11 protein-coding genes are annotated in these 13,423 nt (G+C 74.3%); 8 read left to right on the top strand and 3 right to left on the bottom strand.

The window, feature by feature from the left end; all coding sequences use genetic code 11:
- Positions 1–48: 48 nt before the first annotated feature.
- Both ACF09C_RS07450 and ACF09C_RS07445 read right to left on the bottom strand, forming a co-directional pair.
- Positions 49–423, bottom strand: a complete 375-nt coding sequence (locus tag ACF09C_RS07450) for a DUF488 domain-containing protein (RefSeq protein ID WP_392089752.1) — start codon at positions 421–423, stop codon at positions 49–51.
- 29 nt (positions 424–452) lie between these two features.
- On the bottom strand, positions 453–1,070 hold the full coding sequence (locus tag ACF09C_RS07445) for a TetR/AcrR family transcriptional regulator (protein ID WP_392089749.1): 618 nt from the start codon (positions 1,068–1,070) through the stop codon (positions 453–455).
- A 159-nt stretch (positions 1,071–1,229) separates the two neighbouring features.
- Here ACF09C_RS07445 and ACF09C_RS07440 point away from each other — a divergent pair, with 159 nt between their 5' ends.
- The 8 genes from ACF09C_RS07440 to ACF09C_RS07405 all read left to right on the top strand — a co-directional run bounded on the left by ACF09C_RS07440 (position 1,230) and on the right by ACF09C_RS07405 (position 12,479).
- Positions 1,230–2,198, top strand: a complete 969-nt coding sequence (locus tag ACF09C_RS07440) for a phosphatase PAP2 family protein (RefSeq protein WP_392089747.1) — start codon at positions 1,230–1,232, stop codon at positions 2,196–2,198.
- A complete protein-coding gene (locus ACF09C_RS07435) occupies positions 2,195–3,259 on the top strand; it encodes a DMT family transporter (protein WP_392089745.1) in 1,065 nt (354 codons plus the stop codon). The genes ACF09C_RS07440 and ACF09C_RS07435 overlap by 4 nt, the downstream gene beginning before the upstream one ends.
- Before the next feature lie 91 nt (positions 3,260–3,350).
- Positions 3,351–4,055: a MerR family transcriptional regulator gene (locus ACF09C_RS07430; protein ID WP_392089743.1), complete on the top strand. Its 705-nt coding sequence runs from the start codon at positions 3,351–3,353 to the stop codon at positions 4,053–4,055.
- A 53-nt stretch (positions 4,056–4,108) separates the two neighbouring features.
- Positions 4,109–5,137, top strand: a complete 1,029-nt coding sequence (locus tag ACF09C_RS07425) for an SPFH domain-containing protein (RefSeq protein ID WP_392089741.1) — start codon at positions 4,109–4,111, stop codon at positions 5,135–5,137.
- Positions 5,134–6,033 (top strand): hypothetical protein, encoded by a 900-nt coding sequence (locus tag ACF09C_RS07420; RefSeq protein WP_392089738.1) that lies wholly within the window; start codon positions 5,134–5,136, stop codon positions 6,031–6,033. Before ACF09C_RS07425 ends, ACF09C_RS07420 begins: the two co-directional genes overlap by 4 nt.
- A gap of 162 nt (positions 6,034–6,195) precedes the next feature.
- Positions 6,196–7,071 carry a GNAT family N-acetyltransferase gene (locus ACF09C_RS07415; RefSeq protein ID WP_392089736.1) on the top strand — a complete coding sequence of 292 codons (876 nt, stop codon included), beginning with the start codon at positions 6,196–6,198 and terminating at the stop codon, positions 7,069–7,071.
- A gap of 620 nt (positions 7,072–7,691) precedes the next feature.
- The gene (locus ACF09C_RS07410; RefSeq protein WP_392090286.1) at positions 7,692–9,389 is read left to right on the top strand and encodes a S8 family serine peptidase; all 1,698 of its coding nucleotides are present in this window, start codon (positions 7,692–7,694) and stop codon (positions 9,387–9,389) included.
- Between the two features lie 264 nt (positions 9,390–9,653).
- Positions 9,654–12,479 carry an AAA family ATPase gene (locus ACF09C_RS07405; RefSeq protein ID WP_392089733.1) on the top strand — a complete coding sequence of 942 codons (2,826 nt, stop codon included), beginning with the start codon at positions 9,654–9,656 and terminating at the stop codon, positions 12,477–12,479.
- A 98-nt stretch (positions 12,480–12,577) separates the two neighbouring features.
- Here the strand turns inward: ACF09C_RS07405 and ACF09C_RS07400 are convergent, their stop codons facing one another.
- A complete protein-coding gene (locus ACF09C_RS07400) occupies positions 12,578–13,390 on the bottom strand; it encodes a caspase domain-containing protein (RefSeq protein WP_392089732.1) in 813 nt (270 codons plus the stop codon).
- Positions 13,391–13,423: the final 33 nt, after the last annotated feature.

The raw sequence follows: 13,423 nt of genomic DNA, 5'->3' as shown, positions 1-13,423 counted from the left end.
CGGTCGCCCGTCCTCATGGTGACCGGCGGCGGGTGCGCGTGGCTACGGTCAGGTGGCGGTCAGAGCGCGTTCGAGGACGGAGGTATGGCTGACGGACGGGTCCTTGGCGGCGGTGAGGAGCGTGACGCGGCCCTGGGCGGCGAGGCCGCGCAGCCGGTCCAGGGCCTCGGCGGCGGCCGGTTCGGCCAGCTCGTCCTCGTACCGCCGGCAGAACTCCTCGTACGCGCCCTCGTCCTGGGCGGCGTGGTACCAGCGGCGCAGTTCGGTGGAGGGGGTGAGCGCCTTGGGCCACTCGTCGACCCGGGCGTCGGTCTTGGCCAGTCCGCGCGGCCACAGGCGGTCGACGAGGACCCGGACGCCGTCGTCGGGGGACGGGGGTTCGTAGATCCGTCGGACGCGTACGTCGGGCGCGGAGGAAGGCATGGGTCCAGGGTGCCTGACGGGCGGGGCGCTCACCTCTCGGCGGCGCGGCCCGTCGGCATGAGCGCGGGGAGCAGGACGGAGTCCACGAAGACACGCATGGTCGAGGCGTCCGCGAACCGCTCCTCGAAGAGCCGCTCGATGCGGAGCATGCCGAGGAAGCAGGGCGCGACGAAGCCGACGGCCGGGTTGTCGGCGTCGATCTCGCCGCGCTCGACGGCACGGCGGAGGATCTCGTCGAGCGCCGCGATCTCGGGGCTGATGACGGTCTCACGGAGCGCGGCGCGCAGGTCGGGGTACTGGACGTAGGCCTGGCTCACGGCCTCCATCAGCTCGGCGTCCCGGTCGCGGCGGGTCGCGGCGGCGTGCGCGGCCTCGCGGAGGTCGCCCGCGAGGGTGCCGGTGTCGATGCCCGCGAAGAACGTGCAGCGCTGCTTGGCGAGGGCGGCGGTGACGAGCTTGGGCTTGGTCCCCCACTGGCGGTAGAGCGTCGCCTTGCCGCACTTGGTGCGGGCCGCGACGCCCTCCATGGTCACCGCGTCGTAGCCGCCCTCGCGGAGCAGGCAGAGCACGGCCTCGTACAGCTCGGTCTCCCGCTCGGGGGTGATCTTGCTACGGCGGGCGGCGGTGGTCGCGGCCTGCGTGGACATGGCTTCCTCCCGGACAGCTCTCTGCACATACGAGAGTAGGGGGTGCACAATCGAGACGCAAACGTTTCGAGACGCTTGCGTCTCGATTAATTCGGATCTAGGCTTCCTCCGTTTGCTGCCGAATTGACGGATTGACGCACGATGCGAAGGGGCCGCGCCATGGCTGCCGGGATACGCGGGACCCGGGGGACACCTCCCGCCGAACCGAAGCCGGAGCCGGGGCCGAAGGCGGAGCCGGAGCCGGAGCTGGTGGCGGAGCCTGAGCCGGAGCTGGAGCCGGTGCCTCCCGGGCACGTCGCTCCCCCGAGGCCGCCCCTGCTGCGCGAGCTGCTGCTCGTCACCGCGCTCTTCCTCGTCTACAAGTTCGGCCGGCTCTTCGCCAACGGCCACGAGCTGCGCGCCTTCCACAACGCCGACCGGATCTGGGACGTCGAGCGGACGTTCCACCTCCCCGGCGAGGGCGCGGTTCAGGCACTCCTGCTGCACGGCGACGGCGACGCGCTCGTCCGCGCCGCCAACACCTACTACGCGGCCGTGCACTTCCCGGCCACGATCGCCTTCCTCGCCTGGCTCTACTGGCGCCGGCCGGCCCACTACCTCTGGTCCCGCCGGGTCCTCGCGCTCCTCACCGCCGCCGCGCTCGCACTGCATCTGCTGATGCCGCTGGCGCCACCCCGGATGCTGGCGGCGACGGGGCTCGTCGACACGGCGCGGGTGTACGGTCCGTCGGTCTACGGCGCGACGCCGGAGACCGACTCGATGGCGAACCAGTTCGCCGCGATGCCCTCGCTCCACTTCGGCTGGGCACTGATGGTCGCGATCGGCCTGATCGTGGCGGGACGCGGGCGGCTGCGGTGGCTCTGGCTGCTGCATCCGGCCCTGACCCTGCTGGTCGTCGTCGGCACGGCCAACCACTACTGGTTCGACGCGCTCGCGGCGGCGGCCCTGCTCGGCCTCGCGCTCGCACTCGTCCGACCGCCGGGCGAGCCTCCGACCGAACCCGCCGCCCCCGCGGAACCCGCCGAACCCGCCGAACCCACCGTGCCCGCCGAACCCGTCATGCCCGCCGTCCCCGGTGCCGCGCCGCCGCGCGCCACGACTCCGCGCCCGGCGGGGGCGCTGCGGTGAACGGCCTCGACGGCACGGTCATCGCCGTACTGCTCTCCCTGGTCTCGACCGCCGGTTACGCCCTCGCCGCGGTCGCCCAGTCCCGGCTCGCCTCGGCCTCCAGCGGCGGCCGGGGCGCGCTCCGTGCGCTGCTCGCGCGCGGCCAGTGGTGGTGGGCGGTGGGCCTCAACGCGGCGGGCGCGCTCGCGCATGTGGTCGCGCTGCACTACGGCCCACTGACGCTCGTTCAGCCGCTGGGCGCGCTCACGCTCGTGGCGGCCCTGCCCCTGGGCGCGTACTGCGCGCGGCGCCGGGTCACCCGGGCGGAGTGGCGCGGCGCGCTCCTGACCCTGGCCGGGCTCGTCGCCCTCGTCTCGGTCACCGGACCGGCGGCCCCCGGCGACGCCCTCACCCTCCGCGAGGCCCTGCTCGTCGCGGGCGCGACGGCCCTCCTGATCGCGGCCCTGGCGTCGGGGAGCCGGTACGGGGCGCTGCGCGGTGGGCGGCGGCGCGGACAGGGGCTCGGACACGCCACGGCCTCCGGGGTCGCCTCCGGGGTGGGCTCCGCACTGACCCAGACGCTCACCGCCGCGCTCGCGCGGGAGTTGCCGGGCGGCGTGCCGGCCTGGTGGCAGACGACCCTCGTCGCCGTACTGATCTCCGCGTTCGCCGTCGGCGGGCTCCTGCTCTCGCAGGCCGCCTACCGGGGCGGTCTCGCCGCCCCGCTGGCCGTCGTGAACCTCTCCAACCCGGCCGCCGCCGCCGTCATCGGCGTGGCGCTGCTCGGCGAGACCTTCCGCGCGGGCGCGTGGGGCTGGCTGGTCGCGGGCGCGGCCTCGCTGGCGGCGGCGCGGGGTGTGGTGCTGCTGACGACGGGCGCGGGGACGGCACCCGAATCCCCGGCACCCTCCCCCGTCGTGGCGGCCTCCCCTGTCGTGCCGGCCTCCCCAGTCGTGCCGGCCTCCCGAGCCGTGCCGGCCTCCCCTGTCGTGCCGGCCTCGGGGCCACCGCTTCCGACCCCCCGCGCCGACGACGCGGCACTGGCGGCAGCACAGGCACCGTCCCCCGCGGTCGCCGGCTGACGCCCCCCCGTACTGGATAGCTGGACTATCCTTTAAGTGGAGGATAGAACTCCCCGTAGTCGTGTCGAGACGATGGGAACGGTGGAACCCTTTGCGCCTCTCCGAGTTGAGCGACCGCGGCGGCGTGTCGGTGGCCACCGTGAAGTACTACCTGCGCGAGAGGCTCCTGCCACCCGGAGCCCCGGTCACCGCTCGGCAGTCGGAGTACGGCGAGGAGCACCTGCGCCGACTCCGCCTGGTCCGGGCCCTCCTCACCGTCGGAGGGATGACGATCCAGCAGGCCCGGGACGTCCTGGCGGTCGCGGACGACCCCGCCTTCGGCCGCCACGAACGCATCGGCGTCGCCCAGTACATGCTGGGCCCCCAGATCGTCCCACCCGGGACCGCCGACCCGGAGCGCGCGCCGTGGGACGAGGTCTTCGCCGAGATGCGCGGGCTGCTCACCGAGATGGGCTGGCGGGTGTACGACGAGGCTCCCGCGCTCGCCGCGCTCACCCGGGCGGTCCTGACGCTCCGCGAGCTGGGCTACGGCGGCACCACCGAGCACATCCGGCGGTACGCCGAGGTGATGCACCCGATCGCCGCCGAGGAGTACGCGGTGATGGAGGACTACCCGGTCCTGGAGGAGGCGATCGAGGCGGCGGTCGCGTACACGGTGCTGTACGAGCCGATCATGCTGTCCCTGCGCCGCCTGGCCCACGAGGACGTCTCGGCCCATCTGCACCGGATCCCGCCGGCCCACCACCCGGCAGCCGACTCCGGACCCGAGCCCGAGGCGCCCATTTCGTCATCTTGACCAAAAGACGCCGCACCCCATATCGTCAACATGACGACAAGGGGGAATCACCGATGGCCGACATCACCCGCCGCGCCGGCTGGCGCCACCTGCGGTCCGCTCCGACCGCGCACATCCGCCACCACCGGCGCGGACGCCTCGTGCACGACGGCACGGGGCTCAGCTTCTGGTACCGCTCGCTCTCCGCCGCGCTCTCGGAAGTACCGGTCAACGACCGCGAGCTGGCGATGGCCTTCCACGCCCGTACCGCCGACTTCCAGGACGTGAGCGTGCAGTCCACCGTCACGTACCGCGTCGGCGACCCGGAGGCGGCGGCCACCCGGCTCGACTTCTCCATCGACCCGGACACGGGCGCCTGGCGCGGCGCGCCCCTGGAACAGATCGCGACCCTGCTGACCGAGACGGCCCAGCAGCACGCACTCGACGTCCTCGCCCGCACCCCGCTGGCGGCGGCGCTCGTCGACGGGGTGGCGTCGGTACGCGACCGGATCGCGGACGGGCTCTCGGCCGAGCCGCGGCTGCCCGCCACCGGGATCGAGGTCGTGGCGGTCCGGGTCGTGGCGATCCGTCCCGAGCCGGAGGTCGAGCGGGCGCTGCGCACCCCCGCGCGCGAGCAGATCCAGCAGGAGGCGGACCGGGCGACCTACGAGCGCCGCGCCGTGGCCGTCGAGCGTGAGCGCACCATCGCCGAGAACGAACTCGCGAGCAAGATCGAACTGGCCCGGCAGGAGGAGCGGCTCGTCGACCAGCGCGGTACCAACGCGCGGCGCGAGGCGGAGGAGAGCGCCGCCGCCGACTCCGTACGCGCGGAGGCAGAGGCCGCGCGGAAGGTCCGGCTCGCCCGGGCCGAGGCCGAGGCGGCGCGCGAGGTCGGCGAGGCGCGGGCGGCCGCCCAGGCGGCCTGGCTCCGGGTGCACGCGGAGGTCGACGCGGGCACGCTGCACGCCCTGGCGGCGACCCGGGCGGCGGAGAACCTGCCGCGGATCGAGAGCGTCACGGTCTCCCCCGACGTCCTGACCGCGCTGCTCGGCAGGCTGGGCGGCGGGACGGGCGGCGGCGCGACGGGCGGAACCTCGTCGTGAGCCTGGCGCCGCGCGCGGTGCTCGTGCACCGCACCACGGAGTACGAGGAGTTGCTCGCGCGGCACGGGACGCACGGGCAGGCGGCGTTCTTCCTGTCGAGCCGGGGCCGGAGCATCGAGGACGTACGGCGCCGGCACGAGCGGAACCTGCGCGGGCTCGCGGACGTGGCGGCGCGCGTGCCGCTGTCGTGGCGGCACGCGCGCGTGGAACGGGCGGATCTCGACCGGTTCCTCTTCGGCCCCGAGGACGTCGTGGTGGTCGTCGGGCAGGACGGCCTGGTGGCGAACGCCGCCAAGTACCTGTCCGGCCAGCCGGTCGTCGGCATCGACACCGACCCGGGCCGGAACCCGGGGGTACTCGTCCGGCACCGGGCGGCCGACGCGAGGGCGCTGCTGAGGGCGGCGGTCACACCGGCGGCCGGGGCGGACGAGCTCACGATGGTGGAGGCGGTGACGGACGACGCGCAGCGGCTCCTGGCCCTGAACGAGATCTACCTCGGTCCGCCCAGCCACCAGACCGCGCGCTACACCCTCGCCGTCGAGGGGGTGGAGACGCCGCCCGAACCGCAGGCGTCCTCGGGGGTCCTCGTCGGTACGGGAACGGGGGCGACGGGCTGGCTGCGCTCCCTGTGGCACGAGCGCTCCAGCGGCCTGCCGCTCCCCGGTCCGACGGCCCGCCGCCTCGCCTGGTTCGTCCGCGAGGCCTGGCCCTCCCCGACGACGGGCACGACGCGGGTCGAGGGTGCGCTGACCCCCGGCACATCGCTCCGTCTCACCGTGGAGTCGGATCGCATGGTCGCCTTCGGCGACGGCATGGAATCGGACACCTTGGACCTGACGTGGGGCCAGACGATCCGGGTGGGCGTCGCCGGGACGACCTTGCGGCTCGTGGGCTGAGCCCGGCACGGGCCGCGGCCGGAAACCGTCGTCGCGGCCATCGGGCGGGCCGGCGGGTCGCTATGCTCGGGGCGCTTTGCCCGGTTCTGACACCCTCTCCGCCGCTCCCCCGGCCCGCGCCCCGGGTCCGCAGCCCCGGCCCCTGGTCCCCAAAGGAACCTCATGACGCTCCCCGCCACCGGCTCCCTCCAGGTCTCCCGCGCGACGCTCCAGGACTGGGCGGTCGTCCGCCGGTGGTGCGTCGACGAGGGGTGGAACCCGGGAGTTTCGGACGCGGACGCGTTCTTCGCCCAGGACCCCGGGGGGTTCTTCCTCGGACGGGTCGACGGGGAGCCCGTCTCGGCGATCTCGGTGGTCAACTACAGCGACCGGTACGCCTTCCTCGGCTTCTATCTCGTCCGCCCCGACCTGCGCGGACTCGGCCACGGCCTCGCGACCTGGCGCGCGGGGCTCGCCCACGCCGGGGACCGGTCCGTCGGGCTCGACGGGGTGCCGGACCAGCAGGACAACTACCGCCGCTCCGGCTTCTCCGCCGTCCACCGCACGGCACGGTACGTCGGCGAGCCGAGCACCCCGGACTTCCCCGGCGCGCCCGACCCGCACATCGTCCCGGCCCTCGACGTCGACCCCGAGGCCCTCGCCGCGTACGACAGCGCGTGCCACCACGCCGACCGGCCCCGCTTCCTCACGGCCTGGCTGGCCACTCCCGGCCACCGGGCCCTGGCGCGGGTCGTCGACGGGCGCCTGACGGGGTACGGCGTGGTGCGCCCGGCGGAGGACGGGGCGCGGGTCGGACCGCTGTTCGCCGACACGCCCTCCGACGCGGCGGCGCTCCTCGACGCCCTCGCGGCCGAGGCGCGGGCACTCGGCTCGGCGCGGATCGCGGTCGACATGCCGGAGGCCAATCCGGCGGCGGCCCGGCTCGCGCTCGACCGAGGCCTGGAGCCGTCGTTCGAGACGGCGCGGATGTACACCGGTCCGGTCAGGCCGATCCCGCGCGAGCGGGTCTTCGGTATCACGACCCTCGAACTCGGCTGACCCTCCCCTTCCCCCTCCCTCTCCGCGCCTCCCCCTCCTCCCGCGGGGCCCGCCCCGGGTCCCCCCAGCTCGCCCCCCGGGCGCGCGCGTTGGCCGCGCGCGCCCCTCCCTCGTGCGTGCCGCGCGCTCTTCCCCGCCCGCGTCCTCCGCATTCCCGCCCGCCCCCTCGGGCTTCGCGTCGGGCCCTCCCTCGACCCCCTCGGGGGGCGACAAGGGTTTTCCCCGTATCGGGTTCATCTCGTCGTTCCCTACTGTCTGCCGCACCGGCATCCCGATCCTCCGACCCACCCGACTGTCAGGTCCATGTGGAGCGGTAGGTAGGGTCCGCCGGTGGCGGCCTTGACCCGGGCCGTCGTGTCGCCGGTGGCGGCGCACGGGCTCCCCAAGCCCAAGGGACCGACGGATCGCGACCCCACTTCGCCCCGTGGCTCCCGCGCCGCCGCCACTGCTCCGCACCTACGTCGTGCTTGAAAGGGAACACCTTGAACAGTTCCAGGCGGAGAGTCATATCCGTCGTGGTCGCGAGCGCCGCGATCATCGGCGCCGCTGCCACCTCCTCCGGGGCGTTCGCCGCCGCCCCGGCCGCTGTGACCCCGAAGCCGGCTCCGGCCGCGCAGGCGATGACCGCACTGCCGAGCGCCCCGGTCGAGAAGGTCATCGTCACCTACAAGGCCAAGACCGCCGAGGCGGGCTCCAACGAGGCGGTCAAGACCGACGCCCGGGCCAAGGCCGCGAAGACCGGCGAGAGCCTCGCCTTCGAGCGCCGCCTCGCCGGCGGTGCCGCCCTTGTCGACCTGGGTGGCAGCGCCACCAAGCAGGACGTCACCGAGGTCATGGACGCGTTCCGCGCCGACCCGCAGGTCGCCTCGGTCGAGCCCGACATCCGCGCGTACGCCATGGCGGTCACGCCGAACGACACCGACTACGCCAAGCAGTGGGACCTCTTCGAGGCCACCGGCGGCATGAACGTTCCCACCGCCTGGGACAAGACGACCGGCTCCGGCGTGACCGTCGCCGTCATCGACACCGGCTACGCGGCCCACACTGACCTCGCGAGCAACGTCGTCAACGGGTACGACTTCATCTCCGACTCCGCGGACGCCCGCGACGGCAACGGCCGTGACGCGAACGCCAAGGACGAGGGCGACTGGAACGCCACCGACAACGAGTGCGGGCTCGGCTCCAAGGCCTCCAACTCCTCCTGGCACGGCACCCACGTGGCCGGCACCATCGGCGCCGTCACCAACAACACCAAGGGCATCGCGGGCATCGCGTACAACGCGAAGATCCAGCCCGTGCGCGTGCTCGGCAAGTGCGGCGGTTCCTCCGCCGACATCGCCGACGCGATCACCTGGGCGTCCGGCGGCTCCGTGCCGGGCGTCGCCGCCAACGCGACCCCGGCGAAGGTCATCAACCTGAGCCTGGGCGGCGCCAGTTCCACCTGCCCGAGCGTCTACCAGACCGCGATCAACGGCGCCGTCTCGCGCGGTACCACCGTCGTCGTCGCCGCGGGCAACAGCAACGCCAACACCTCCGGCTTCACCCCCGCGAACTGCTCGAACGTCATCACCGTGGCGTCGACCAGCCGCGAGGGCAACCGTTCGTTCTACTCGAACTACGGCTCCATCGTGGACGTGGCCGCGCCGGGCGGCGAGACCCGCCGCGGTACGGACACCCCGGGTACGGTCACCACGCCGCAGAACGGCATCTACTCCACGCTGAACTCCGGCACGACGACCCAGTCCGCCGAGAACTACGCGCCCTACCAGGGCACCTCGATGGCCGCGCCGCACATCGCCGGTCTGGCCGCGCTGCTGAAGTCGGCGAAGACCAGCCTCACCCCTGCCGAGATCGAGTCCGCGATCAAGGCCAACGCCCGCCCGCTGCCCGGCACCTGCACCGGCGGCTGCGGAACCGGCATCGCCGACGCCGCGAAGACCGTGGACGCCGTCACCACCACCACGCCGCCCACGGGCACCGTCTTCACGAACGCGACCGACGTCACGATCGCCGACAACACCACCGTGTCGTCCACGATCAACGTCACCGGCCGCACCGGCAACGCCCCCGCCGCCCTCAAGGTCGGCGTGGACATCAAGCACACCTGGCGCGGGGACCTGGTCATCGACCTGATCGCCCCCGACGGCACGGTGCGCAACCTGAAGGCCTCCTCCGGCTCGGACAGCGCCGACGACGTCGTCACCACGTACACCGTCGACGCGTCCAGCGAGGTCGCCAACGGCGCCTGGAAGCTCCAGGTCCGCGATGTGGCCTCGGGTGACACCGGCTACATCAACTCGTGGAGCCTGACCTTCTGAGCCCCACCTGAACCACCCCCCACAACAGCATTATTGCTGGTCAGCGACGCGCTCGTGGTCTACACCACGGGCGCGTCCTGGCGTGGGGGCCGCGGCCCGCTGTCCGTATGCCGGACAAAGGGCCTGGACTGCGCCAGCACGCTCCGTATCCTCTGCCCCACGGGGCTCACGGGCCGGGCCCCGAGTGCCGGAGGGGGTGGACAGGTGAGAGAAGCGCCGCACCCTTCGCCACGCCCAGCGGGCGTGGGCGGATCACCGGCGCCGGTGGGCCGGGAAGAGCTCCTCTCCCGACTCGAGCGCGTCCTCAACTCCCGGGGCCGCGCGTTCCTCACCGGCACCACGGGCGTCGGCAAGACCGAGGTCGCGCTCGCCGAGGCGTCCCGGGCGGAGGCCCGGGGCGAAACGGTCCTGTGGCTGGCGACCCTGCCGGCCGACCGCGAGATACCCGGCGCCGCTGCGGCCGCCCTCGTCGCCTCGGCGGCGGCGACGGTGACCTGGCCGGGGCTCCCCGGCCCCACGGCGCAGGGCGAACCGAAGGCCTCGGCCGGCGACACGGCGGTGCCGCCACCAAGGACCGACCTGGCGTCCGGCGTCTTCGACGGGCTGCCCGGGCCGCAGCGGACCGCCGTCGCCATGCTCTGCCGGGAGGCGCCGCTGCAGGACGGCGGCTGGGACCCGATCGCGCTGCGCCTCGGCCTCGCGCAGATCCTGCGGGCCCTCACCGCGCGCGGCCCCGCGCTGCTCGTCGTGGACGGCGTGCAGCACATCGACACCGACAGCGCCGACCTGCTGCGTTTCGCCCTGCACCTGGCCCCGCCCGCGCTGCGGGTCATCGCCGTCGAGACTCCGGAGGCGTACGGCTCCGAGGACGGCCACGACACCCGCCTCTGGGTGCCGTCGGAGGCCGACATCCTGCTCGTGCCGCCGCTGCACGCCGACGAGATCGCCGAACTGCTCATCCACCACCGGCTGCCGTCCCGGATGGCCGGCCGCATCCACAAGGCGAGCGGCGGCAACCCGCGCCTCGCGCTCGCCGTGGGCCGCTCGCTGGCCGACGCGCGCACCCCCGTCCACCACGCGGAGGCGCTGACCCTGTCCGGCCGGGCCCGGGACCTCGCGCGCCAGCTGCTCGGCGCCGCACCGCCCGCCGTACGGGAGACGCTGCTGCTCGCCGCCCTCGCGCTGCGCCCCACTGCGGCGCTGATCCGCCGGGCCGGACGCCCCAACGCGGAGGCGGACCTCGCCGCCGCCGAGCGAGCCGACCTGGTGTCGCTGGCCGAGGACGGCACGGTCGCCTTCACCGCGGGACTGCTCCCCTCCACCCTGGTGCACGACGCCTGCTGGGCGGAGCGCAGTGCCGGGCACGCGGCGCTCGCCGGGGTCGTGGACGACTCGGTCGAGGCGGTCCGTCACCGGGCGCTCGCCACCGACGTCCCCGACGAGGCCCTGGCGGCCGAGGTCGCCTCCGCGGCCGATCTGGCGCGGCGGCGGGGCAACAGCGCGCTCGCCGCCGAACTGGCCCTGCTCGCGGCCGAGTCGACGCCCGTCCTGCACGCGCCGCAGCGGATCAGCCGGCTCGTGGACGCGGCCGAGGAGGCCGCCCGGGCCGCGCGGGCGGACCTCGCGATGCGGGCCGCGAGCGATCTGCTGGCCCGCGACGCGTCCCCTTCCGACCGGGTACGGGCCCGGCTCGCCGTCCTGGACACCGCGGGGCAGGGGCTGACCGGCCTGGACGAGATGTACGTGCACGCGATGGAGGACTCGGAGGGCGACACCGCGCTGCGGGCCGGGGTGCTGCTCCGACTGGCCGTCAAGTACGTGCTCGCGGACGGCGATCCGCTGCGCTCGCGGGCCGCCTCGGTCGAATCGGCGGCGCTGGCCGCCTCGATGGGCGATCCCCGGACGGCGGCGCAGGCCCTTACCGTGCAGGCGCGGATGGACCGGGCGCTCGGGGCCTCCGACGCGGAGTCGGTCCTGGCGCAGGCGCGGGGCCTGGAGATGGCCGAGCGTCCGCTGGGAATCCGTAACGCGGCACAGATTCTGACGATCCGCCACGCGCTCTTCGACGACCGGCTCGTCGATGCCCGCGACCAGCTGAACGCGCTGCTGCCGCTGGTGCAGCGGCGCGGTTCGGTGGAGGACACGATCGAGCTGTTCTCCACGCTCGCCGCGATCGAGTCCCGGATCGGAGCCTGTCCCGCGGCGCTCGTGCACGCGGGCCAGTCGCTCGCGCTGACCCTGGAGGCGGGCCTGTCGCCCGGGCCCGCGTGGTACACGCTCGCGCTCGCGGAGACCGCCGGCGGCAGCTTCGCCCGGGCCGCGAGTTACGCCAGACGCAGCGTGCAGGCCTCGGAGGAGGAAGGCGACCGGGTCTTCCTCTCCCGCAGCCTCTACGCCCTGGGTCGGGTCCAGCTGGTCAACGGGGATGTCGCGTCCGCCCTGGAGACCCTGCGCCGGGTGCAGGCGAACGAACGGGCGCAGTCGACCGTCGATCCGTCGATGCTGCGGTGGCACGAGGAGCTGGCGGAGGCCCTGCTCGCCAACGACGCGGCGCAGGAGGCGGTGGACCTGCTGGCCGGGGTGCGGCCGGTGGCGGAGGAGCTGGGCCGGACGACCGTCCTGTTGGGCTTCGACCGGGCGCACGCCCTGTACCTCGCCGGGTGCGGGCGGACGGACGAGGCGGCGGAGCTGCTCACCGCGACCGCCGAGCGGTTCGCGGCGGCGGGGCTGCCGCTGGAGCACGGGCGGGCGCTGTTCTCGCTGGCGCGGGTGGAGCGCAGACGCAGGCGCCGCTCGGCGGCGCAGAGCGCGCTGCAGGCCGCGGCCACCGCTTTCGAGCGCGCGGGGGCGGCTCCCTGGCTCGCGCTGACGCGGGAGACGCCGGCCGCGGAGGACTCCCAGCCGGCGCTCTCGTCGCTGACCGACGCGGAGCTGCGCCTCGCCCATCTGGTGGGGCAGGGCGCCAGCAACCAGGAGGCGGCGGCCAAGCTGTATCTGAGCGTGAAGACCGTCGAGGCGCGCCTCACGCGGATCTACCAGAAGCTGGACGTCCGCTCCCGGGCCCAGCTGGCCACGGCGCTGCGCGGCTGAGCGGCTCGCCGCCCGGCGGGGTCGTTCCGCGCGCGGTGTCCCGCGCGCGGTGTCCCTCGCGGGGTGTTCCTCACGCCGTGGTCAGGCCTCGGACCGTTTCAGACCGTGAAGGGCCGCTGGCGCAGGAAGGTGGGGGGCGGGGCTCCCGTCGTGTAGAAGTTGGGGCTCTGGGTGGCCGGCAGCCGGCTCTGGATGGCGCGGTGGAAGGAGCGGTAGCCGCCGCGGAAGCCGCCGGAGTCCCAGACCTCCAGGAGCGCGGCGGTGAAGGCGCCGTTGGCGTCGCCGTCGAGGGAGAACTGGTTGTCCTGGCAGCCGGAGATCAGGAGCGCCGTCGCCTGGGACGTCTCCCCGTTCGGGGAGTCCTTCGCGAGGGAGCGCTGCAGCTCGTCGAAGAAGCCCTGGTCGCGCGCGTAGATCTCCTGCTGGCGGAAGGGCGGCATCAGACGGACGGCGGTCTCCGGGGGTGCGGCCCCGGGCATCTCGATGGCGGTGCCGCTGTGACAGCAGTCGAGCAGGGCGACGATCCGCACGCCGTCGGCGAAGGCCCGGAACTCCCGGTTCACCTCGTCGTCGAGGAACTGCCGGTCGTAGAGCACGAGCGTCTCGTCGAGGGAGTCGGACTCGTCGTCGTCCCCCGTGGTGTCCGGCACCTGGCCGCCGTGGCCCGAGTAGGTGAAGAGCAGGATGTCGCCGGGGCCCAGACTCCCCGCGGCCTCGCGGAGCGCGCCGGTGACCTGGTCGACGGTGCCGTCGGGGGTCAGCAGGACGGTGTCGGAGAAGCCCGCGGCGCGGGCCAGGGCGGCCATGTCCCGGGCGTCGTTCTCGCAGGCGTTGAGGGCGCCGTCCCAGCCCTCGTAGCGGGCCGGGTCGACCTTGTTCAGTCCGACGTGGACGGAGATTCCGGCGGGCATGGGGTGCCTCCTTGAACAGGGTGGGGAGGAAAG

It is taken from the genome of Streptomyces sp. NPDC014870 (assembly GCF_043081505.1).
Classification (GTDB): domain Bacteria; phylum Actinomycetota; class Actinomycetes; order Streptomycetales; family Streptomycetaceae; genus Streptomyces.
This window is presented reverse-complemented; position numbering and strand designations above follow the sequence as displayed.